This window comes from Oxalobacteraceae bacterium OTU3CAMAD1 (genome assembly GCA_024123915.1).
GTDB lineage: Bacteria > Pseudomonadota > Gammaproteobacteria > Burkholderiales > Burkholderiaceae_D > Rugamonas.
In genome coordinates, this window is record CP099650.1 from 2,644,619 (window position 1) to 2,666,055 (window position 21,437).

Below are 21,437 nucleotides of genomic sequence, written 5' to 3' on the forward strand. Positions count from 1 at the left end.
CTCAGGGATGATGAGTGATAGCGTCGATGGAAAAAGTACTGCCGCCCCGGTTAGGCCGGTTACGATTTCGTTCGAGTGCGCGTCGCGCATCCGCCATCCGCGCATTTGCGTTCGTCCTGTTTGCGACCGCAGCCGGCGCCGCCAGCAGCGGTGCGGCAGCTTCGGCGCAGGCCTCGGCCAACACCTTCCCGGCCAACACCTTGCAAGTGCTGCACTGGTGGACCTCCTCGAGCGAGCGCAAGGCGGCGGACTTGCTGGCCGCGCGCATGGCCGACGAAGGACTGGCGTGGAAGGACGCCGCCATTCCCGGCGGTGCCGGCATCGGCGCCGGCAAGGTTCTCAAGGGACGTGTGCTGGCCGGCGACGCGCCGCAGGTCACGCAGATCATCGGGGCCTCTGTCGCCGAATGGGCCGAATTGGGGCTGCTGCTCGACATCGACAGCGTCGCCAGCGCCGGCGACTGGAACGGCTTCTTGTTCCCGACCGTCCAAAAGCTGATCCAGCACCGTGGCCATGTGGTGGCGGCGCCGGTCGGCATCCACCGCGTCAACACCTTGTACTACAACCGGGCGCTGTTCGCCCGGCTCAAACTCACGCCGCCACGCACCTGGGCGGAATTCGAAGCGACCGCCCGCAAGCTCCGGGCGGCCGGGGTGGCGCCGCTGGCGCAGAGCAGCGAGTCGTGGCAGGTGGCCGCGCTGTTCGAGAACCTGGTGCTGGCCGAGAGCGGGCCGGAATTCTACCGCGAGCTGCTGGTCAAGCGCAGCCCTACCGCCGCCGCCGACCGCCGCACCGCCGAGGCGCTGGAACGGCTGCGCATCGTCAAGGGCTGGATCGGCCGCGAGATGGAGGAGCGAACCTGGCCCGAGGTGGTGCGCCAGTTCGCGCGCGGCGAGGCGGGCATGATGATCATGGGCGACTGGGCCAAGCCGGAGTTGGCCGAACGCGGCATGGCGCTGGACGAGGACTACGGCTGCGCCGCCGCGCCGGGAACGGCCCGGTATCACCTGTACAGCGTCGATACGCTGACGATGTTCGCCGGCGCCAACCGCCACAGGCCGGCGCAGGAGAAGATGGCGCGGGTGCTGGTGTCGCCGTCGGTGCAGGCCGATTTCAACGCGCTCAAGGGCGCGGTCCCGGTGCGGCGCGACGCCGACCCGGCACGCATGGACAGCTGCGCGCGCGCCTCGTGGACCATCTTCGCGCAGGGCGCGGCGGTGCAGGCTCCGAGCCTGGTGCACCGCATGGCCTCCGACGAGGCAAGCCGCGACGCCATCATCGCCGAGGTCCACCGCTATTTTCTCGACGACAGGGCCACGCCGGCGGAGGCGCAGCGCCGTCTCGGCGCGCTGTTCCGACTATTCAACATCAAAAGCCAAGGAGCACCCGGTGCGCAAGATACTGATCGTTGATGATGACCAAAAAACCCGCGAGCTGCTCAAGACCTACCTGGAGAAGAACCAGTACGAGGTGATTTTGTCGCACAACGGCGAAAGCTTCCTGGCCGAGCTGCACGCGCACGCCGACGCGCTGTCGCTGGTGATCCTCGACGTCATGCTGCCGGACACCGACGGCTTCGCGCTGTGCAAGCAGGTGCGCCAGCGCTCCAACGTCGCCATCATCATGCTGACCGCCAGCTCGGACGAAACGGACCGCATCGTCGGCCTGGAGCTGGGCGCCGACGATTACATCGCCAAGCCATACAGCCCGCGCGAGCTGCTGGCGCGGATCAAGGCCATCCTGCGGCGCAGCGCGGCCGAGCCGCCGTCGGCGCGCTACTATCGCTTTGTCGGCTTCACCCTGGACCTGAAGGAGCGCAAGGTGGTGGACCGGGACGGCAATCCGGTGGTGCTGACCGGGCTCGATTTCCAGCTGCTCAAATACTTCGCCGAGCATCCGGGCGTGATCCTCGACCGCGGCGTGTTGTGCGAGGAGACGCGCGGGCGCGACGCCGGCCCGCTGGACCGCTCGCTGGATGTCCAGATCAGCCGCCTGCGGCTGCGGCTCAACGACGACGGCAAGCAGCCGGCCCTGATCAAGACGGTGCGCGGGGCCGGCTACGTGTTCTCGGCCGACGTCAGCGTCTCGCATGCGTAGACGCCTGCCAGCTTTGCTGCAAAGGTTTTTGCCGCAATCGCTGCTGGGGCGACTGACCCTGGTGATGGTGGCGGGGCTGCTGGTGACCCAGCTCACCGCCAGCATCATCTGGGCCAGCCAGCTGCGCGCCAAGTCCCAGGTGGAGGCGCAATCGGCGTCGCTGTACGTGGCGCACAGCGCCTCCGGCGCGATCCGGTTTTTCCGCAGCCTGCCGGCCAACTACCGCCTGCTGCTGATCCAGCAGCTGCGCGAGATGGGCGGCACGCGCTTTTTCGTCAACCTCAATCGGGCCTACGTGCCGGTCGTGCAGATCGCCGAGCATCCGCTGGCGCGCAGCGTCATCGACACCGTCGGCGCGACGCTCAAAAGCGATCTGCCGCATTCCCCCAGCTTCCACCTGGCGTTCGCGTGGCCGGATCAACTGGTGGTGTCGGAAAACGACGTTCATCTGAGCGACCTGCCGGACGCCTGGGTGCAGCACATCCTGCTGCTGCAGCCGGACCCCGCGCCCATCCTGGTGATACAAACCGAGATCGAACCTGGCAACTGGCTGTACATGGCGGCGCTGATGCCCAATCCATACTTCTTGAGCAGTAACGATCCGCTGGCGTGGGACCGGCTCGCGCTGCAAGGGCTGTCGCTGGCGGCGGTGCTGCTGCTATGCCTTTTGGTGGTGCGCTGGATCACGCGTCCGCTGGCGGCGCTGTCGGAAGCCGCCGCCGCCTTCGGCAACGGCCAGGACGACCGCGCGCCGCCGCTGCCGGAGACGGGCAGCAGGGAATTCATCAACACCGCGCGGGCCTTCAGCGCAATGCGCGAGCGCATCCAGCGCTACATCGAGGACCGCGACCGGCTGTTCATCTCCATCTCGCACGACCTGCGCACGCCGATCACGCGCCTCAAGCTGCGCTCCGAGTTGCTCGACGACGAAGCCTTGCGCAACGAGTTCGAAGAGGACCTCGATGAACTGGACATGATGGTCAAGGGCGCGCTGCAATGCGTGAAGGACAGCGACATCCACGAGAACCCGGCCGAGGTCAAACTCGACGCCTTGCTGGGGCGCCTGGTGCGCAGCGCGCGGCTGGCCGGGCACGAGGTGGGCTATCGCGACAGCGGCCAATCGGTGCGTGCCAAGCCGCTGGCGCTCAAGCGGGCCATCGGCAACCTGCTCGACAATGCGCTGTTCTACGGCGACCGCGCCGAGATCGGGGTGCGCGCCGAGCCGGGCGCGGTCGCGATCACCGTGCGCGACCACGGCCCGGGCGTGCCGGAGGAAGCGTTCGCCAGTTTGTTCGAACCCTATGTGCGACTCGAGCACGGCCGCGAGCAGAACGACGGCGGCATGGGCCTGGGGTTGGGCATCGCGCGCAGCATCATCGAAGCGCATGGCGGCGAGCTGATACTGGAAAACCATCCAGACGGCGGCTTGAACGCGACCATCCGCTTGCCGGCCTGAACAACTCCAGGTTCCCACCGTCGCCTGTCCGCGTTTTTCGACGTCCGGTCGCCGTTTTGTGCAGTTCATCGCAATCCGCAGCGACGTTGCGCCGGCGATTGATATAGTGACCGCCTACATCATGGGTGGTTGGCGGCCGTCGCTATTGTTGCTATATTGGCCACTATCAGCTTGTTAAAAAAATATCAGAGGATTGAGATGATGACGAAGCTTTTCCAGTTTGGCCTGCTGTTTGCCGCGTTGTGTACGCTGTTTGCCCGCGCCAGCGCCGCCGAGGAGAGCGAAACGCGCGTGGTCACGATCGACGCCCGCGTCGTGCGCGTCAAGCTCGACGGGGTGATCGACGTCAAAATGCGGCAGGGCGATACGCCGTCGCTGCGCATCATCGGAGACAAGCGCGACATGGATAAGCTGAACGCGGCGCAAACCGGCGACACCTTGTACCTCGATACCGACAACGGCCGTGGCGTCAAAGTGGGGCGATCCAGCGCGCGCGCCGAGCTGATCCTGCCGAATTTGCGCCAGGTGATCTGCGAGGGTGTCGGCACGACCGACATCAGCGGCTTCAGCGGAGACGAGCTGGAGTTGACAATGGACGGCGCCGGCAACATGAAGGCGGTGATCGACTACAAGGTGCTCAAGGCCAACCTGGGCGGCGTCGGCAAGATGCACTTGCTGGTCGGCGAAAACGAGAGTGTCGAGCTCGACTTGCGCGGCGCCGGCTACATCACCCTCGGCGGGCGAAGTAAGTTGCTCAAGGCCACACTCGGCGGGTTGGGCGGACTCAACGCCCAGCAGTTCCAGGCGGAGTCGGTCAACGTCGACCTCAGCGGCCTGGGCAATGCCACGGTCCACGCCAAAGCCAACGCGACATTGAACCTGAGCGGCCTCGGGTCGGTCATCGTCTATGGCAAGCCCCTGAACCGCAACGTCACCGTTGACGGCCTGGGCAAGGTAAGTTGGAAATAAAACCAAATAAACATACCCACTTATACGTGATATGAAAAAATTCATACTAGCGATAGGTCTCGCATTTGCTCTGCAACAGAGCGCGATGGCTGGATTCGCCGAAGGCGCCACCGCCTACAACAACAAAAACTACGCGGTGGCTTTGAAAGAGATCACCCCCCTGGCCAAGGCCGGCAACGCTGAGGCTCAGCACCTGTTGGGCTTGATGTATTACATGGGCCGTGGCGTCAAGCAGGACTATAAGCAAGCGCTGAGCTGGCACCGCAAGGCGGCGCTGCAGGGCAAGGCCGACGCGCAATATGTGGTCGGCGCCATGTACTACACCGGCAACGCCGTGATTCAGGACCACAAGCAGGCGGTCGGCTGGTTCCGCAAGGCCGCCGAGCAGGGGCATCCGGATGCGCAGCAGGTCATGGGGCTGATGTACCGCTACCAGATGGCCGGCATGCCGCAGGACAACGTCATCGCCTACATGTTATGGAATCTGGCCGCGGCCAAGGGCTCGGTCAACGCCGCCGAGCAGCGCTCGGCCGTGGTCAAGCACATGACGCAGGAACAGCTCGAGGAAGGGCAAGCGTTGTCGGCCGCCTGGAAGCCGAACACGCCGCTGCCAACCAAATCGCGCACCGGGGGAGGGTAGGCCACGGCGGTCTGAAACCGCCGGAAACACGTAGGGCGGATTAGCGTAGCGTAATCCGCCAATGCTTGCGTCTCGACGGCGCATGCATTGGCGGATTACGGCGTTCCGCCGAATCCGCCCTACGTGGTTTAGATTTGGCTTAGTGTGGCGGGCATTGGCGTGACCGCTAGTTTCCCACGCTCTGCGCCGCCGGGGCGTCTCGCGTACAATCGCCGTTTTGTCCGGAGATGCCCATGCGCGCGATTGAAATTACCCAGCCCGGCCCGGCCGATGTGCTGAAACTGTGCGAACGCCCGATGCCTGTCGTGAAGGCGGGCGAGGTGCTGATCAAGGTCCATGCCGCCGGCGTCAACCGTCCGGACGTGTTCCAGCGTATGGGTAATTACGCGCCGCCACCGGGCGCTTCCGATCTGCCGGGCCTGGAAGTGGCCGGCGAGATCGTCGACGGCGACCTCGATTACACCACCCTCGATATCGGCGACCAGGTTTGCGCGCTGGTGCAGGGCGGCGGCTACGCCGAATACGTCGTGGCGCCCGTGGCGCAGTGCCTGCCCATCCCGAAGGGCTGGAGCATGCTGGAAGCGGCTTCGATTCCGGAGAACTATTTCACCGTGTGGAGCAACGTGTTCGACCGCGCCCACTTGAGCGCCGGCGAGACCTTGCTGGTGCAGGGCGGCACCTCCGGCATTGGCGTGGCGGCGATCCAGCTGGCGTCGGCCATGGGGCACCGCGTGTTCGCCACCGCCGGCAGCGATGATAAGACCGCCGCCTGCGTCAAGCTGGGCGCCGAACGCGGCATCAATTACAAGACCGGGGATTTCGTCGAGGTCGTAAAATCGCTGACCAACGACCGTGGCGTCGATGTGATCCTGGACATGGTCGGCGGCGATTACGTGCCGCGCGAGATCTCCTGCCTGGCCGACGACGGCCGCATCGCGCTGATCGCCACCCTGGGCGGCGGCAAGGCCACGGTCGACCTGGGCCAGGTGCTGCGCCGGCGCCTGACGATCACCGGCTCGACCCTGCGTCCGCGCTCGGTCGAGTTCAAGGGCGCGATCGCCAAGAACCTGCTGAAAAAGGTGTGGCCGATCATGGCGGCGGGAAAAATCAAGCCGGTGATCCATACGGTGTTTCCGCTGGAGCAGGCTGCCGCCGCGCATGCGCTAATGGAGAGCAGCAGCCATGTCGGCAAGATAATGTTGCAGGTAATTTAAGGGTTTGACGTGGTATTTCCGCCATTTTCGCCGGCGCCGCGCCGCCGGCTGGTTTGACCCGCCCCCGCCCTCGCGTTAAAATAGCGGGTTATTGAATTTTAGGCTACTATGCGTCGCAAACTCGTCATCGGCAATTGGAAAATGAACGGCAATCGCGCCGCCAACACGGCATTGTTGTCCGGCGTCGTCGCCGGCCTCAAGGACGATGGCGTTCTGCGCGCCGATTGCGCGGTCTGCGTGCCGGCCCCTTACCTGGCCCAGTGCCAGTCCGAGCTGCAAGGCACTCCGGTCGCCTGGGGTGGACAGGACCTGTCGGTTCACGCCAGCGGCGCCTATACTGGTGAAGTGGCGGCCGGCATGCTGGTCGATTTCGCATCCACCTACGTGCTGTGCGGCCATTCCGAGCGCCGCGCCTACCACAACGAAAGCAGTGAACTGGTGGCGCAGAAGGCCCTGGCCGCGCTGGCCGCAGGCCTGACGCCGGTTATCTGCTTCGGCGAGACGCTGGAACAGCGCGAAGCGGGCACCACCGAGTCGGTCATCTGCGGCCAGCTGCAGGCGGCGCTGGATGTGATTCCGGCGGCCGATCTGACCAAGGTCGTGCTGGCGTATGAGCCGGTCTGGGCGATCGGCACCGGCAAGACCGCCACGCCGCAAATCGCCCAAGACGCGCACCGTTTCCTGCGCGCGCGCCTGGAGCAAAGAAACGCCGAGGCGGCGGCCAAGGTACAGATCCTGTATGGCGGCAGCATGAAGCCCGAGAACGCGAAAGAATTGATGGCGCAGCCCGATATCGATGGCGGCCTGATTGGCGGCGCCGCATTGAAGGCGGTGGATTTCCTCGGAATCATCCACGCTGTATAAGTGTTGTGTAACTGCCGCATTGGAAATCAGGCGGTAATGACGCGATGGTAAAAAAACCTGTTGGCAGCATATAAACAGGTGTGAAACAAAACGATACAAAACTATTTAATCTTTGAATGGAATAACATGAGCAGCTTCTTCAACCTGGTAGTCATCGTGCAAGTCGTTTCGGCCATCGCCATTATCGGCCTGGTCTTGCTGCAGCACGGCAAAGGCGCCGACATGGGCGCGGCTTTCGGCTCGGGCGCTTCGGGCAGCCTGTTCGGCGCGACCGGTTCGTCGAACTTCATGTCGAAGTCGACCGGCGTCGCCGCCGCGATCTTCTTCAGCGCGACCCTGGCGCTGGCCTACATCTCGGCCCAAGGCCACAGCACGGTCAGCGGCGGCGTGATGGACAAAGCGCTGCCAGCGGCGCCAGCCCCGGCACCAGCCACCGGCGCGGCGGCGATCCCGACCGCTCCAGCGACCGCGCCGGCAGCTCCCGCCGCACCTGCTCCAGCCGCTCCGGCGCCGGCAGGTCCTGCAGGATCGATCCCAAAGTAATATAATTACAGCCTGAATGGCGCGGCGCACCATCGGCCGCGCGACATCTGCCACTTGTTTTGGCAGAAGTTACGGTAGTTTTAGAAGTGACCTCCGGTTGCCCCGTCCGGAAAATCAAACGGGTGATCAAAGAAGTAAAGATTTATCGTTTTTCTCCTTGTTTTACCGCAATACGCATTAACAACAGCGTGAAAACAAAGTAGAATAGCGGCCTTATGCCGACGTGGTGAAATTGGTAGACACGCTATCTTGAGGGGGTAGTGGCGAAAGCTGTACGAGTTCGAGTCTCGTCGTCGGCACCAGAAATATATAGAGGCCAGCAAGGGAGTAGTGTGTACCTGAGCTGGCTTTTTTACGAGGATGTGTCGTTCGATCCTGGTCTAAGTTGTACGATTGGGGCGAACGTTAAGAGAGCACCGCAGAACACCGCAAGTCCTCGCAGTCCCTAACCGATCGTTCAATTTAAGCTCATCAATCGTGAACCTCGAAAATTATCTCCCCGTTCTGTTGTTTATCCTCGTCGGTCTCGGCGTAGGGATCCTTCCCCAGGTCTTGGGCCACGTACTCGGTCCGAACAAGCCTGACGCGGCAAAACTCTCCCCGTATGAATGCGGCTTCGAAGCGTTCGAAGACGCGCGCATGAAATTCGACGTGCGTTACTACCTCGTCGCTATCCTCTTTATTTTGTTCGATCTGGAAACGGCATTCTTCTTCCCATGGGGCGTCTCCGTGCGCGAACTGGGCTGGAACGGGTTCCTCGTGATGATGAGCTTCATCGCTGAATTCGTCGTCGGTTTTTGGTATATCTGGAAGAAAGGTGCCCTTGATTGGGAATAAGCCATGGCTATTGAAGGCGTATTAAACGAAGGTTTCATCACCACCTCGGCCGACAAGCTGATCAACTGGGCGCGTACGGGTTCGATGTTCCCGATGACGTTCGGTCTGGCTTGCTGCGCGGTCGAAATGATGCACGTGGGCGCTGCCCGTTACGACATGGACCGCTTCGGCGTGGTGTTCCGTCCATCGCCACGTCAATCCGACGTGATGATCGTGGCCGGCACGCTGTGCAACAAGATGGCGCCGGCACTGCGCAAGGTCTACGACCAGATGCCGGAACCGCGCTGGGTCATCTCGATGGGCTCGTGCGCCAACGGCGGCGGCTACTACCACTACTCGTACTCCGTGGTGCGCGGTTGCGACCGCATCGTGCCGGTGGACGTCTACGTGCCGGGCTGTCCGCCAACGGCCGAGGCCCTGCTGTACGGCATCATGCAGCTGCAAAACAAGATCAAGCGCACCAACACGATCGCACGCTAAACGAGGCCGCTTCAGAAGATGACTACACAATTAGAACAACTGCAAACCGCCCTCGGCACCGCCCTGGGCGATCGCGTTAGTATCGCCGTCGCGCTGGGCGAGGTGACGATCACCGTTAAAGCGGCCGAGTATTACGGCGTGATGCAAACGCTGCGTGACGACAAGTCGCTCGGCTTCGAACAACTGATCGACCTGGCCGGCGTGGACTACCTGAACTACGGCGACGGCGCCTGGGACGGCCTGCGTTTCGCGGTCGTCGTGCACCTGCTGTCGATCCAGCACAACTGGCGCGTGCGCGTGCGCGCGTTCTGCGCCGACGACGAAATGCCGCTGCTGCCGTCGCTGGTGCCGCTGTGGCGCGCCGTCAACTGGTACGAGCGCGAAGCGTTCGACATGTTCGGCATCCTGTTCGAAGGCCACAACGACTTGCGCCGCATCCTCACCGACTACGGCTTCATCGGCCATCCGTTCCGCAAGGACTTCCCGGTGTCGGGCTATGTCGAAATGCGCTACGACCCCGAGCAGAAGCGCGTGATCTATCAGCCGGTCACCATCGAGCCGCGTGAAAACGTGCCGCGCGTGATCCGCGAAGAAAATTACGGGAAGTAAAAAATGGCTGAAATTAAGAACTACACCCTGAACTTCGGTCCGCAGCACCCGGCCGCGCACGGCGTTTTGCGCCTGGTGCTGGAGCTGGACGGCGAAGTGATCCAGCGCGCCGACCCGCACATCGGCCTGCTGCACCGTGGCACCGAGAAGCTGGCGGAGCAGAAGACCTACCTGCAGTCGGTGCCGTACATGGACCGTCTGGATTACGTCTCGATGATGTGCAACGAGCACGCCTACGTGATGGCGATCGAGAAGCTGCTGGGCCTTGAAGTTCCGCTGCGCGCGCAATACATCCGCGTGATGTTCGACGAGATCACCCGCATCCTGAACCACCTGATGTGGCTGGGCGCGCACGCGCTCGACGTCGGCGCGATGGGCCCGTTCCTGTACGCGTTCCGCGACCGCGAAGACCTGTTCGACTGCTACGAAGCGGTGTCGGGCGCGCGCATGCACGCGGCCTACTACCGTCCGGGCGGCGTGTACCGCGACCTGCCGGATTCGATGCCGCAGCACAAGCCGTCGATCATCCGTTCGGACAAGGCCATCGCCGACCTGAACGAGAACCGCCAGGGCTCGCTGCTGGACTTCATCGAAGACTTCACCCGCCGTTTCCCGACCTATGTCGACGAATACGAAACGCTGCTGACCGACAACCGTATCTGGAAACAGCGTACGGTCGGCATCGGCGTGGTCGCGCCGGAAGACGCGCTGGCGATGGGCTTCACCGGCGCCATGCTGCGCGGTTCGGGCATCCAGTGGGATCTGCGCAAGCACCAGCCGTACGAAGTGTACGACCTGATGGACTTCGACATTCCGATCGGCACCAACGGCGACTGCTACGACCGCTACCTGGTCCGCGTCGAGGAATTGCGCCAGTCGAACAAGATCATCAAACAGTGCGTAGAATGGCTGCGCAATAATCCAGGTCCGGTCATCACCAGCAATCATAAAGTCGCGCCTCCGGGCCGCGTCGACATGAAGACCAACATGGAATCGCTGATTCACCACTTCAAGCTGTTCACCGAGGGCTTCCACGTGCCGCCGGGCGAAGCGTACAGCGCGGTGGAGCATCCGAAGGGCGAGTTCGGCATCTATCTGCTGTCGGACGGCGCCAACAAGCCATACCGTATGAAGCTGCGCGCCCCCGATTACGCCCACCTGCAGGCGCTCGACGAAATGGCGCGTGGACACATGATTGCCGACGCCGTGACCATCATCGGTACGCAAGACATCGTGTTCGGCAGTATTGACCGCTAAAAGGTAAAAGTATGTTGTTATCAGAGCAGTGCTTAAAAAAAATCGATCGCGAGTTGGCCAAGTACCCGGCCGACCAGCGCCAGTCGGCCGTGATGGCCTCGCTGGCCCACGCCCAGGTTGAACTGGGCTGGATCTCGCCCGAAACCATGCAGGAACTGGCCGACTACATCCAGATGCCGGCGATCGCCGTGCAGGAAGTGGCCACTTTCTACAATATGTACAACCTGAAGCCGGTCGGCACGCACAAGATCACCGTGTGCACCAACCTGCCATGCGCGCTGTCGGGCGGGGAGCGCGCCGCGCACCACCTGAAGCAAAAGCTGGGCATCGACTACCGCGACACCACCGCCGACGGCAAGTTCACGTTGATGGAAGGCGAGTGCATGGGCGCCTGCGGCGACGCGCCGGTCATGCTGGTGAATAACCATCGCATGTGCAGCTTCATGTCGAACGACAAAATCGACGGTCTCGTCGAGGAACTAAGCGGGAACACTACGAAATGACGTCACTCCACAATCGTCACATCGACCCTGTCATTCTGGCCGGCCTGGACGGCAAAAACTGGCACCTGGAAGATTACGTCAAGCGCGGCGGCTACAGCGCCCTGCGCAAGATCCTCGAAGAGAAAATCACCCCGGAACAAATCATCGCCGACCTCAAAGCGTCGTCGTTGCGCGGCCGTGGCGGCGCGGGTTTCCCTACCGGCCTGAAGTGGAGCTTCATGCCGCGTCAGTTCCCGGGCCAAAAATACTTGGTGTGTAACTCGGACGAAGGCGAACCCGGCACTTTCAAGGACCGCGACATCATGCGTTACAACCCGCATGCATTGATCGAGGGCATGGCCATCGGCGCCTACGCCATGGGGATTACCGTGGGCTACAACTACATCCACGGCGAGATCTTCGAAGTCTATACGCAGTTCGAGGACGCGCTGGAAGAGGCGCGCGCCGCCGGCTTCCTGGGTGACAAGATCATGGGCAGCGAGTTCAGCTTCCAGCTGCACGCGCACCACGGCTATGGCGCCTACATCTGCGGCGAAGAAACCGCGCTGCTGGAGTCGCTCGAAGGCAAGAAGGGCCAGCCGCGCTTCAAGCCGCCTTTCCCGGCCTCGTTCGGCCTGTACGGCAAGCCGACCACCATCAACAACACCGAGACCTTCGCCGCGGTCCCGTTCATTCTGAACATGGGCCCGGAAAAGTACCTCGGCATGGGTCGTCCGAACAACGGCGGTTCGAAGATCTTCTCGATCTCGGGTGACGTTGAACTGCCGGGCAACTACGAAGTCCCGCTGGGCACGCCGTTCGCCAAACTGCTGGAACTGGCAGGCGGCATGCGCGGCGGCAAAAAGATCAAGGCCGTCATTCCTGGCGGCTCGTCGGCGCCGGTCGTGCGTGGCGAACTGATGATGAACACCGACCTGGACTACGACTCGATCGCCAAGGCCGGTTCGATGCTCGGTTCGGGCGCGGTCATCGTCATGGACGAGACCCGTTGCATGGTCAAGGCGATGGAACGCCTGGCGTACTTCTACTTTGAAGAGTCGTGCGGCCAGTGTACCCCTTGCCGCGAAGGCACCGGCTGGATGTACCGCATGATCCACCGCATCGAAAACGGCCAGGGCCGTCCGTCGGATCTGGACGTGCTGAACTCGATCTGCGACAACATCCAGGGCCGCACCATTTGCGCGCTGGGCGACGCGGCGGCCATGCCGATGCGCGCGTTCATCAAGCAATTCCGCGAAGAATTTGAATATCACGTCGAGCACAAGCATTGCTTAGTGCCCGCTTACATCTAAGCTGCGTCAGGTAACGATCACCATGGTTGAAATCGAAATAGACGGCAAAAAAGTCGAAGTCCCTGCTGGTAGCATGGTGATGGACGCCGCCAACAAATTGGGAACCTACATTCCGCACTTCTGCTATCACAAGAAATTGTCGATCGCCGCGAACTGCCGTATGTGTCTCGTCGAAGTGGAGAAGGCGCCTAAGCCTTTGCCAGCATGCGCTACGCCGGTCTCGGCCGGCATGATCGTGCGCTCCGCGTCGGACAAGGCCGTGCAGGCACAGAAGTCCGTGATGGAATTCCTGCTGATTAACCACCCACTCGACTGCCCGATCTGTGATCAGGGCGGCGAATGCCAGTTGCAGGATCTGGCTGTCGGCTACGGCAAGGGCGATTCGCGCTACGAAGAAGACAAGCGCGTCGTCGTGCCGAAGGACGCCGGTCCGCTGGTCTCGATGCAAGAGATGGCGCGCTGCATCCAGTGCACCCGCTGCGTGCGTTTCGGCCAGGAAGTGGCCGGCGTGATGGAGCTGGGCATGATCGGCCGTGGCGAGCACTCGGAAATCACCGCGTTCGTCGGCCAGACCGTCAACTCGGAAATGTCGGGCAACATGATCGACCTGTGCCCGGTCGGCGCGCTGACGTCGAAGCCGTTCCGCTACAGCGCCCGTTCGTGGGAACTGTCGCGCCGCAAATCGGTGTCGATGCACGACGGCCTGGGTTCGAACCTGATCGTTCAGGTCAAGAACGGCAAGGTCATGCGCGTGCTGCCGCTGGAGAACGATGCCGTCAACGAGTGCTGGATCTCGGACAAGGACCGCTTCGCCTACGAAGGCTTGAACACCAACGACCGTCTGACCCAGCCGATGCTGAAGCAGGGCGGCGAGTGGAAAGAGGTGAGCTGGCAGACCGCGCTGGAATACGTCGCGCACGGCCTCAAGAACATCAAGCACGAACACGGTGACAAGGCGCTGGCTTCGCTGGCGACGCCGCATTCGACGCTGGAAGAACTGCACCTGCTGCAAAAGCTGACCCGCGCCATGGGCTCGGACAGTGTCGACACGCGTCTGCGCCACAGCGATTTCTCGCTGGGCGACGTGACCCCTTGGCTGGGCATGAGCATCACCGAATTCGGCGCGTTGAACCGCGCCTTCGTGATCGGCTCCTTCCTGCGCAAGGATCACCCGCTGCTGGCGACCCGCCTGCGTTCTTCGGTGAAAAACGGCGCCAAGCTGTCGATCCTGAACGCGACCGACGACGACCTGCTGATGAAAGTGGCGAACAAGATGATCGCCGCGCCGTCGGAGTGGTTGTCCGCGCTGTCGCAAGTGGTGGTGGCTGTCGCCAAGGCCAAGGAAGTGTCGGCGCCGGCCGGCTTCGAAGGCATCGAGGCGTCGGACGCCGCGACCGCGATCGCCGCGTCGCTGGTCTCCGGTGAAAATAAGGGCGTCTTCCTGGGTAACGCGGCAACGCAGCACCCGCAAGCCGCCGCGCTGCACGCCGCCGCGCAATGGATCGCCGAACAGACCGGCGCCAAACTGGGCTACCTGACCGAAGCCGCCAACACCGTTGGCGCCTACCTGGTCAACGCCAACGGCGCCAAGGCTCCAGCCTTCACCGAACCTAAGCAAGCTTACATCCTGCTGAACGTCGAGCCGGAACTGGACGCCTACAATCCGCAAGCCGCCGTCGCCGCGCTGAAAAAAGCCGAGATGGTCGTCGTCATGTCCGCCTACAAGCATGGCATGGACTACGCCGACGTGCTGCTGCCGGTGTCGCCGTTCAGCGAAACCTCGGGCACCTTCGTCAACTGCGAAGGCCGTCCGCAAAGCTTCAACGGCACCGTCAAGCCGCTGCTGGAAACCCGCCCTGCGTGGAAAGTGCTGCGCGTGCTGGGTAACATCCTCGGCCTGGCCGGTTTCGACTACGACACCTCGGAAGCGATCCGCGACGAAGTCGTTGGCGCCGGCGACTTCTCGGCAAAGCTGAACAACATCAGCAAGCAGACCGTCGTGGCGTCCAACTTCGCCGGTTCGATCGAGACCACCGGTACCGAACGTATCGCCGACGTGCCGATCTACTTTGCCGACGCCGTTGTGCGCCGCGCCGAGTCGCTGCAGAAGATGGCCGATTCGGCTGCGCCTAAAGCGCACCTGTCGACCGCACTGGCGCAGCAGCTGGGCGTCGCCGCCGGCGACACCGTCAAGGTCACGCAAGGTTCGGGCAGCGCCATCCTGGTCGCCGCCGTCGATGCAAGCCTGCCAGCGAACGCCGTGCGCGTCGCAGCGGCCCATCCATCGACCGCCGCACTGGGTGGCATGTTCGGTCCTATCACCGTTGAAAAAGCAGGGGAGGGTAAATAATGGCTCTGCCTGAATTCGTCACTACATTGTATGACCTGGGCGCCACCAGCCCGATCGCGCCGGTATGGCCGATCGTCTGGACGATGATCAAGATCGTCCTGGTGCTGCTGCCGCTGATGGGCCTTGTCGCCTACCTGACCTTGTGGGAACGTAAGTTCATCGGCTGGATTCAAATCCGCGTCGGTCCGAACCGCGTTGGTCCGATGGGCCTGCTGCAGCCGATCGCCGATGCGCTCAAGCTGCTGTTCAAAGAGATCATCATGCCGGCCAAGGCCAACCCGGGCCTGTTCGTCATCGGTCCGATCATGACCATCATGCCGGCGCTGGCCGCATGGTCGGTGGTGCCATTCGGTCCGGAAGCGGTGCTGGCCAACGTCAACGCCGCCTTGCTGCTGCTGATGGCGATCACCTCGATGGAAGTCTACGGCATCATCATCGCCGGCTGGGCTTCGAACTCGAAGTACTCGTTCATGGGCGCGATGCGCGCCTCGGCGCAGATGATTTCCTACGAAATCCCGATGGGCTTCGTATTCGTCGTGATTCTGATGGTATCGGGCTCGCTGAACTTCGGCGACATCGTCGCCATGCAGCAGCGCGGCATGATGGCCGACCATGGCCTGAACATCCTGTCGTGGAACTGGCTGCCGTTGCTGCCGCTGTTCGTCGTCTACCTGACCTCCGGCCTGGCCGAAGCAAACCGCCATCCGTTCGACGTGGTCGAGGGCGAGTCCGAGATCGTCGCCGGTCACATGGTCGAGTACTCGGGCATGGCCTACGCCATGTTCATGCTGGCCGAATACGCCAACATGATCCTGATCGCGACCATCGGTTCGATCATGTTCCTGGGCGGCTGGTCCGCACCGTTCGCCTTCCTCGAATTCTGGGGCGGTTTCGGCGGCTTCTTCTGGCTGTTCGCCAAGGCGTTCTTCCTGGTGTCGGTCTTCATCTGGGTGCGCGGTACCTTCCCACGCTACCGTTATGACCAGATCATGCGTCTGGGCTGGAAAGTGTTCATTCCTCTGACGCTGGTGTACCTGGTGTTCGTGGCCGGCTGGATGCAGACATCCTGGAATATCTGGAAGTAAGGACAAGAGAAAATGGAACGATTAAAAGACTTCTTCGGCAGCTTCATGCTGGCCGAATTGATCAAAGGGATGGCGCTGACGGGCAAGTACATGTTCTCGCGCAAAATCACCGTGCAGTACCCGGAAGAGAAGACGCCGATGTCGCCGCGCTTCCGCGGCCTGCACGCGCTGCGCCGCTATCCAAACGGCGAAGAGCGCTGCATCGCCTGCAAACTGTGCGAAGCGGTGTGCCCGGCGATGGCCATCACCATCGAATCGGAACAGCGTGACGACGGTTCGCGCCGCACCACGCGTTACGACATCGATCTGACCAAGTGCATCTTCTGCGGTTTCTGCGAAGAGTCCTGCCCGGTCGATTCGATCGTCGAGACGCACGTGCTGGAGTACCACGGCGAGAAGCGCGGTGATTTGTACTACACCAAAGAGATGCTGCTGGCCGTTGGCGATCGTTATGAAAACCAGATCGCCGAAGCCCGCGCAGCGGACGCTCCTTACCGCTGACGACAGGCGGGCCATGGTGAAGTTTGCCGGTCCGCCGCACAGTGGTGCCGATAATAAAACTGTACGTCTCTTGGGTTAGTTATGGAATTTAAAACTGCTTTGTTCTACGCCTTCTCAGCCATCATGGTATTGGCTGCGACGCGCGTTATCACGGCCCGCAATCCGGTGCACGCAGCGCTGTTCCTGGTGTTGGCGTTCTTCTCGGCCGCCGGCATCTGGATGCTGCTCGAAGCCGAGTTCCTGGCCATCGTGCTGGTGCTGGTCTACGTCGGCGCCGTCATGGTGCTGTTCCTGTTCGTGGTCATGATGCTCGACATCGACACCGACAAGATGCGCGAAAACTTCTGGGGCTACCTGCCGATCGCGTCGTTCGTCGGCGTCATCATCGTGCTGGAAATGGCCGCCGTGCTGTGGCGCTCCTTCCTGTCGTTCGACCAGCAGGCCGTCAGCGCCGGCAACATCGGCGGCACCAAGGAACTCGGTATCCTGATCTTCACCAAATATGTCTACGGCTTTGAAATCGCAGCGGCGATCCTGCTGGTCGCGATTGTCGCGGCAGTGGCGCTGACCCTGCGCAAGCGTAAGGACACCAAACATTTCGACCCGGCAGACGCTGTCCGCGTCAAGCGCAACGACCGTCTGAAGATCGTCAAGATCGACCCGGTCCGTCCACGCGTGGACGTGGCGCCTGCCGCCGGTTCGGCCGAAGTAAAGGAGACCCCATGACTTTATCGCTAGCTCACTACCTCGTTCTTGGCGCGATTCTGTTCGCGATCTCGATCGTGGGTATTTTCTTGAATCGCAAGAACATCATTATTCTGCTGATGGCCATCGAATTGATGCTGCTGGCGGTGAACATGAACTTCATCGCGTTCTCCCACTATCTGGGCGACGCGGCCGGGCAGATCTTCGTTTTCTTCATCCTGACCGTGGCGGCTGCCGAATCGGCAATCGGCCTCGCGATTCTGGTGGTGATGTTCCGTAACCTGGACACCATCAATGTGGAAGACCTGGATAGCCTTAAGGGTTAATCCCGCGGCTTTAGTTCTAATCTCGAAAAATAACGATTAAGGTTCATCATGGCGGGTACTCTTCTTAACCCTAACCTCCTGCTAGCCGTACCTCTGGCGCCGCTGGCCGGCGCTGCGGTGGCGGGTTTGTTAGGAACCAAATTCTTTGGCAACGTTGTGGGTCGCAAGACTTCGCACACCGCGACCATCCTCGGCGTGCTGGTCGCGCTGATCCTGTCGGTGATGACGCTGAACGACGTGCTTAATGGCGCGACCTTCAACGGCACCATCTACCACTGGATGACGGTGGCGGGCGTGAAGTTCGAAGTCGGCTTCCAGATCGATTCGCTGTCGGCGATGATGATGTGCGTGGTGACCTTCGTGTCGCTGATGGTGCACATCTACACCATCGGCTACATGGCGGAAGACGAGGGCTATAACCGCTTCTTCGCCTACATCTCGCTGTTCACGTTCTCGATGCTGATGCTGGTCATGGCCAACAACTTCCTGCAGCTGTTCTTCGGCTGGGAAGCGGTGGGCCTGGTCTCGTACCTGCTGATCGGCTTCTGGTACACCCGCCCAACGGCGATCGTGGCCAACATGAAGGCGTTCCTGGTCAACCGCGTCGGCGACTTCGGCTTCATCCTCGGTATCGGCCTGCTGCTGGCCTACGCCGGCACCATGAACTACCAGGAAGTCTTCGCCAAGAAGGAAGCGCTGGCCGCCTTGACCCTGCCGGGCACCGACTGGATGCTGCTGACCGTCGCCTGTATCTGCCTGTTCATCGGCGCGATGGGTAAATCGGCGCAGTTCCCGCTGCACGTCTGGCTGCCTGACTCGATGGAAGGCCCAACCCCGATCTCGGCTCTGATCCACGCCGCGACGATGGTTACCGCCGGTATCTTCATGGTGTCGCGCATGTCGCCGCTGTTCGAACTGTCGGACACCGCGCTGTCGTTCATCCTGGTCATCGGCTCGATCACCGCGCTGTTCATGGGCTTCCTGGGCATCATCCAGAACGACATCAAGCGCGTGGTCGCTTACTCGACGCTGTCGCAGCTGGGCTACATGACCGTGGCACTGGGTTCGTCGGCGTACTCGGTGGCCGTGTTCCACCTGATGACGCACGCGTTCTTCAAGGCGCTGCTGTTCCTTGGCGCCGGTTCGGTCATCATCGGTATGCACCACGACCAGGACATCCGCAACATGGGTGGCCTGCGCAAGTACATGCCGATCACCTGGATCACGTCCTTGCTCGGTTCCCTGGCGCTGATCGGTACCCCGTTCTTCTCCGGCTTCTACTCGAAGGATTCGATCATCGAAGCGGTGCACGAGACCCACATCTGGGGTTCGGGCTTCGCCAACTTCGCCGTGCTGGCAGGTGTGTTCGTGACCGCGTTCTACTCGTTCCGCATGTACTTCCTGGTCTTCCACGGTAAGGAGCGTTTCGGCCAGGCCCACGCCCATGGTCACCACGATGCGCACCACGCCCACGATGCGCATGCTCCTAAAGCCGCTCATGGCGCCGATCCGGCCGCACATGGTCACGATTCGGACGCGCACCACGAAGAGGAAGAAGACGACCACGCGCACCACGGCCTGGAGCCAGGTCAGAAGCCGCATGAATCGCCATTCGTGGTCTGGTTCCCGCTGGTGATGCTGGCCATCCCTTCGGTGCTGATCGGCTACCTGACGATCCAGCCTATGCTGCACGGCGACTTCTTCAAGGGCGTCATCTTCACCGGTGAAAACCATGAAGCGATGAAGATCCTGGGCGAAGAGTTCCACGGTCCTATGGCCATGGCGATCCACTCGTTGACAACCCTGCCACTGTGGCTAGCGATTGCCGGCGTGGCGACGGCGTACTACTGCTACATGATCAATCCACGCGTACCTGCATGGTTCTTCGCCAAGTTCAAGGCGATCCACACGCTGTTGGACAACAAGTACTACATGGACAAGTTCAACGAGGTGGTGTTCGCCGGTGGCGCGCGCCTGCTGGGTAACGGCCTGTGGAACGTCGGCGACAAGACCCTGATCGACGGCCTGCTGGTCAACGGCAGCGCCAAGGTCGTGAACTGGATCTCGAAGCTGACGCGTTTGGGGCAGACGGGTTACATCTACCACTACGCTTTCGTCATGATCCTGGGCATTCTGGGGTTCCTGGTCTACTTCCTGCCGTTTTGGCACGCTTAATTAGCTGATACGCAAAGAGATAACGATAACCATGATGCAGTCAACTATATCTACCTTACCTCCGTACCTGAGCCTGGCGATCTGGCTTCCGATTGTCTTCGGCCTGATCGTCCTGGCCGTCGGCCGTGACACCAACGCGGCGCTGGTCCGCGTCGGTTCGCTGATCGGCGCGATCGTCAGCTTCGCCGCGACCATCCCGCTGATCACCAATTTCGACAACGCCGCCCACGGCATGCAGTTCGTCGAGAAGTCGCCCTGGATCGAGACGTTCAACATCTACTACTCGCTGGGCATCGACGGCCTGTCGCTGTGGTTCGTGCCGCTGACGGCATTCATCACCGTGATCGTCGTGATCTCGGCCTGGCAGGTGATCCAGAAGCGCGTCGCGCAATACATGGGCGCCTTCCTGATCCTGTCCGGCCTGATGATCGGCGTGTTCTGCGCGATGGACGGCCTGCTGTTCTACTTCTTCTTCGAAGCGACCCTGATCCCGATGTACATCATCATCGGCGTGTGGGGTGGTGAGAACCGCGTGTACGCGTCGTTCAAGTTCTTCCTCTACACCTTCTTCGGCTCCTTGCTGACCTTGGTCGCGATCATCTACCTGTACCGCGTCACGGGCACCTTCGACATCCTGACCTGGCACCTGACGCCGTTGACGATGAAAGAGCAGATCTTCATCTTCATCGCCTTCTTCATGGCCTTCGCCGTCAAGGTTCCGATGTTCCCGGTCCACACCTGGCTGCCTGACGTCCACGTCGAAGCGCCAACCGGCGGTTCCGCCGTGCTGGCCGCGATCATGCTGAAACTGGGCGCCTATGGCTTCCTCCGCTTTTCGCTGCCGATCACCCCGGACGCGTCGCACTACCTGTCGGGCTTCGTGATTACCCTGTCGCTGATCGCCGTGATCTACGTCGGCCTGGTCGCACTGGTACAGAAGGACATGAAAAAGCTGGTCGCCTACTCGTCGATCGCGCACATGGGCTTCGTCACCCTGGGCTTCTTCATCTTCAACGCCATCGGCGTGCAGGGCGCGATCGTACAAATGATCTCGCACGGCTTCATCTCCGGCGCGATGTTCCTGTGTATCGGCGTGCTGTATGACCAGGCGCACTCGCGTCAAATCGCCGACTACGGTGGTGTCGTCAACAAGATGCCGAAGTTCGCCGCGCTGTTCATCTTCTTCTCGATGGCTAACTGCGGTCTGCCTGCGACTTCCGGCTTCGTCGGCGAGTTCATGGTGATCCTGGGCGCCGTGCAGTACAACTTCTGGATCGGTTTGCTGGCCGCGACCGCGCTGATCTTCGGTGCAGCCTACTCGCTGTGGATGGCCAAGCGCGTCATCTTCGGTAAAGTGACCAACCACCATGTGGCCGCGCTGGTCGACGTCAATGGCCGCGAGTTCTTCATGCTGGGTGTCCTGGCGATCGCGGTGCTGGTCATGGGTCTGTACCCGGCGCCATTCACCGACACGATGCAAACCTCGGTCGCCGACCTGCTGACGCATGTCGCAAAAAGCAAGCTGCCTTAAGAA

21 protein-coding genes and 1 tRNA gene are annotated in these 21,437 nt (G+C 61.8%); all 22 read left to right on the top strand.

Annotated elements, in window-relative coordinates; all coding sequences use genetic code 11:
• Positions 1–26: 26 nt before the first annotated feature.
• The 22 genes from NHH88_11345 (at position 27) to NHH88_11450 (ending at position 21,434) form a co-directional block, all read left to right on the top strand.
• Entirely contained in the window at positions 27–1,412 is a 1,386-nt protein-coding gene (locus tag NHH88_11345; protein USX16338.1) for an ABC transporter substrate-binding protein, read from the top strand.
• Positions 1,390–2,097 carry a response regulator transcription factor gene (locus NHH88_11350; GenBank protein ID USX16339.1) on the top strand — a complete coding sequence of 236 codons (708 nt, stop codon included), beginning with the start codon at positions 1,390–1,392 and terminating at the stop codon, positions 2,095–2,097. The genes NHH88_11345 and NHH88_11350 overlap by 23 nt, the downstream gene beginning before the upstream one ends.
• Complete coding sequence (locus NHH88_11355; protein USX16340.1) at positions 2,090–3,553, top strand: ATP-binding protein; 1,464 nt, start codon at positions 2,090–2,092, stop codon at positions 3,551–3,553. The genes NHH88_11350 and NHH88_11355 overlap by 8 nt, the downstream gene beginning before the upstream one ends.
• A 201-nt stretch (positions 3,554–3,754) precedes the next feature.
• Positions 3,755–4,522 (top strand): DUF2807 domain-containing protein, encoded by a 768-nt coding sequence (locus NHH88_11360; protein USX16341.1) that lies wholly within the window; start codon positions 3,755–3,757, stop codon positions 4,520–4,522.
• Between the two features lie 31 nt (positions 4,523–4,553).
• Positions 4,554–5,162: a sel1 repeat family protein gene (locus NHH88_11365; GenBank protein USX16342.1), complete on the top strand. Its 609-nt coding sequence runs from the start codon at positions 4,554–4,556 to the stop codon at positions 5,160–5,162.
• Between the two features lie 233 nt (positions 5,163–5,395).
• On the top strand, positions 5,396–6,376 hold the full coding sequence (locus NHH88_11370) for an NAD(P)H-quinone oxidoreductase (protein ID USX16343.1): 981 nt from the start codon (positions 5,396–5,398) through the stop codon (positions 6,374–6,376).
• A 108-nt stretch (positions 6,377–6,484) separates the two neighbouring features.
• On the top strand, positions 6,485–7,240 hold the full coding sequence (tpiA, locus tag NHH88_11375) for a triose-phosphate isomerase (GenBank protein ID USX16344.1): 756 nt from the start codon (positions 6,485–6,487) through the stop codon (positions 7,238–7,240).
• A gap of 126 nt (positions 7,241–7,366) precedes the next feature.
• Complete coding sequence (secG, locus tag NHH88_11380; protein ID USX16345.1) at positions 7,367–7,783, top strand: preprotein translocase subunit SecG; 417 nt, start codon at positions 7,367–7,369, stop codon at positions 7,781–7,783.
• Between the two features lie 217 nt (positions 7,784–8,000).
• Positions 8,001–8,085, top strand: a tRNA-Leu gene (locus tag NHH88_11385).
• Between the two features lie 175 nt (positions 8,086–8,260).
• Positions 8,261–8,620 carry an NADH-quinone oxidoreductase subunit A gene (locus NHH88_11390; GenBank protein ID USX16346.1) on the top strand — a complete coding sequence of 120 codons (360 nt, stop codon included), beginning with the start codon at positions 8,261–8,263 and terminating at the stop codon, positions 8,618–8,620.
• Positions 8,621–8,623: 3 nt separating this feature from the next.
• Positions 8,624–9,100 carry an NADH-quinone oxidoreductase subunit B gene (locus NHH88_11395; protein USX16347.1) on the top strand — a complete coding sequence of 159 codons (477 nt, stop codon included), beginning with the start codon at positions 8,624–8,626 and terminating at the stop codon, positions 9,098–9,100.
• An 18-nt stretch (positions 9,101–9,118) separates the two neighbouring features.
• Complete coding sequence (locus tag NHH88_11400) at positions 9,119–9,709, top strand: NADH-quinone oxidoreductase subunit C (GenBank protein USX16348.1); 591 nt, start codon at positions 9,119–9,121, stop codon at positions 9,707–9,709.
• A 3-nt stretch (positions 9,710–9,712) separates the two neighbouring features.
• Positions 9,713–10,966 carry an NADH-quinone oxidoreductase subunit D gene (locus tag NHH88_11405; GenBank protein ID USX16349.1) on the top strand — a complete coding sequence of 418 codons (1,254 nt, stop codon included), beginning with the start codon at positions 9,713–9,715 and terminating at the stop codon, positions 10,964–10,966.
• A gap of 11 nt (positions 10,967–10,977) precedes the next feature.
• Positions 10,978–11,469 (top strand): NADH-quinone oxidoreductase subunit NuoE, encoded by a 492-nt coding sequence (gene nuoE, locus NHH88_11410; GenBank protein USX16350.1) that lies wholly within the window; start codon positions 10,978–10,980, stop codon positions 11,467–11,469.
• Positions 11,466–12,761 (top strand): NADH-quinone oxidoreductase subunit NuoF, encoded by a 1,296-nt coding sequence (nuoF, locus tag NHH88_11415; protein ID USX16351.1) that lies wholly within the window; start codon positions 11,466–11,468, stop codon positions 12,759–12,761. Before nuoE ends, nuoF begins: the two co-directional genes overlap by 4 nt.
• Positions 12,762–12,783: 22 nt before the next feature.
• The gene (nuoG, locus tag NHH88_11420; protein USX16352.1) at positions 12,784–15,111 is read left to right on the top strand and encodes an NADH-quinone oxidoreductase subunit NuoG; all 2,328 of its coding nucleotides are present in this window, start codon (positions 12,784–12,786) and stop codon (positions 15,109–15,111) included.
• Entirely contained in the window at positions 15,111–16,196 is a 1,086-nt protein-coding gene (nuoH, locus tag NHH88_11425; protein USX16353.1) for an NADH-quinone oxidoreductase subunit NuoH, read from the top strand. The genes nuoG and nuoH overlap by 1 nt, the downstream gene beginning before the upstream one ends.
• A 12-nt stretch (positions 16,197–16,208) precedes the next feature.
• Entirely contained in the window at positions 16,209–16,697 is a 489-nt protein-coding gene (nuoI, locus tag NHH88_11430; protein USX16354.1) for an NADH-quinone oxidoreductase subunit NuoI, read from the top strand.
• An 81-nt stretch (positions 16,698–16,778) separates the two neighbouring features.
• Entirely contained in the window at positions 16,779–17,423 is a 645-nt protein-coding gene (locus NHH88_11435; GenBank protein ID USX16355.1) for an NADH-quinone oxidoreductase subunit J, read from the top strand.
• Positions 17,420–17,728, top strand: coding sequence for an NADH-quinone oxidoreductase subunit NuoK (gene nuoK, locus NHH88_11440; protein ID USX16356.1), 309 nt, complete (start codon positions 17,420–17,422; stop codon positions 17,726–17,728). Before NHH88_11435 ends, nuoK begins: the two co-directional genes overlap by 4 nt.
• A 48-nt stretch (positions 17,729–17,776) precedes the next feature.
• Positions 17,777–19,903 (top strand): NADH-quinone oxidoreductase subunit L, encoded by a 2,127-nt coding sequence (gene nuoL / locus NHH88_11445; protein USX16357.1) that lies wholly within the window; start codon positions 17,777–17,779, stop codon positions 19,901–19,903.
• Positions 19,904–19,934: 31 nt separating this feature from the next.
• On the top strand, positions 19,935–21,434 hold the full coding sequence (locus NHH88_11450) for an NADH-quinone oxidoreductase subunit M (protein USX16358.1): 1,500 nt from the start codon (positions 19,935–19,937) through the stop codon (positions 21,432–21,434).
• The last annotated feature ends 3 nt before the right edge of the window (positions 21,435–21,437 follow it).

Coding starts and splice junctions, on each gene's coding strand:
- NHH88_11345 (USX16338.1), top strand. CDS start 27: ATGGAAAAAGTACTGCCGCCCCGGTTAGGCCGGTTACGATTTCGTTCG.
- NHH88_11355 (USX16340.1), top strand. CDS start 2,090: ATGCGTAGACGCCTGCCAGCTTTGCTGCAAAGGTTTTTGCCGCAATCG.
- NHH88_11360 (USX16341.1), top strand. CDS start 3,755: ATGACGAAGCTTTTCCAGTTTGGCCTGCTGTTTGCCGCGTTGTGTACG.
- NHH88_11365 (USX16342.1), top strand. CDS start 4,554: ATGAAAAAATTCATACTAGCGATAGGTCTCGCATTTGCTCTGCAACAG.
- NHH88_11370 (USX16343.1), top strand. CDS start 5,396: ATGCGCGCGATTGAAATTACCCAGCCCGGCCCGGCCGATGTGCTGAAA.
- tpiA (USX16344.1), top strand. CDS start 6,485: ATGCGTCGCAAACTCGTCATCGGCAATTGGAAAATGAACGGCAATCGC.
- secG (USX16345.1), top strand. CDS start 7,367: ATGAGCAGCTTCTTCAACCTGGTAGTCATCGTGCAAGTCGTTTCGGCC.
- NHH88_11395 (USX16347.1), top strand. CDS start 8,624: ATGGCTATTGAAGGCGTATTAAACGAAGGTTTCATCACCACCTCGGCC.
- NHH88_11400 (USX16348.1), top strand. CDS start 9,119: ATGACTACACAATTAGAACAACTGCAAACCGCCCTCGGCACCGCCCTG.
- NHH88_11405 (USX16349.1), top strand. CDS start 9,713: ATGGCTGAAATTAAGAACTACACCCTGAACTTCGGTCCGCAGCACCCG.
- nuoE (USX16350.1), top strand. CDS start 10,978: ATGTTGTTATCAGAGCAGTGCTTAAAAAAAATCGATCGCGAGTTGGCC.
- nuoF (USX16351.1), top strand. CDS start 11,466: ATGACGTCACTCCACAATCGTCACATCGACCCTGTCATTCTGGCCGGC.
- nuoG (USX16352.1), top strand. CDS start 12,784: ATGGTTGAAATCGAAATAGACGGCAAAAAAGTCGAAGTCCCTGCTGGT.
- nuoH (USX16353.1), top strand. CDS start 15,111: ATGGCTCTGCCTGAATTCGTCACTACATTGTATGACCTGGGCGCCACC.
- nuoI (USX16354.1), top strand. CDS start 16,209: ATGGAACGATTAAAAGACTTCTTCGGCAGCTTCATGCTGGCCGAATTG.
- NHH88_11435 (USX16355.1), top strand. CDS start 16,779: ATGGAATTTAAAACTGCTTTGTTCTACGCCTTCTCAGCCATCATGGTA.
- nuoK (USX16356.1), top strand. CDS start 17,420: ATGACTTTATCGCTAGCTCACTACCTCGTTCTTGGCGCGATTCTGTTC.
- nuoL (USX16357.1), top strand. CDS start 17,777: ATGGCGGGTACTCTTCTTAACCCTAACCTCCTGCTAGCCGTACCTCTG.
- NHH88_11450 (USX16358.1), top strand. CDS start 19,935: ATGATGCAGTCAACTATATCTACCTTACCTCCGTACCTGAGCCTGGCG.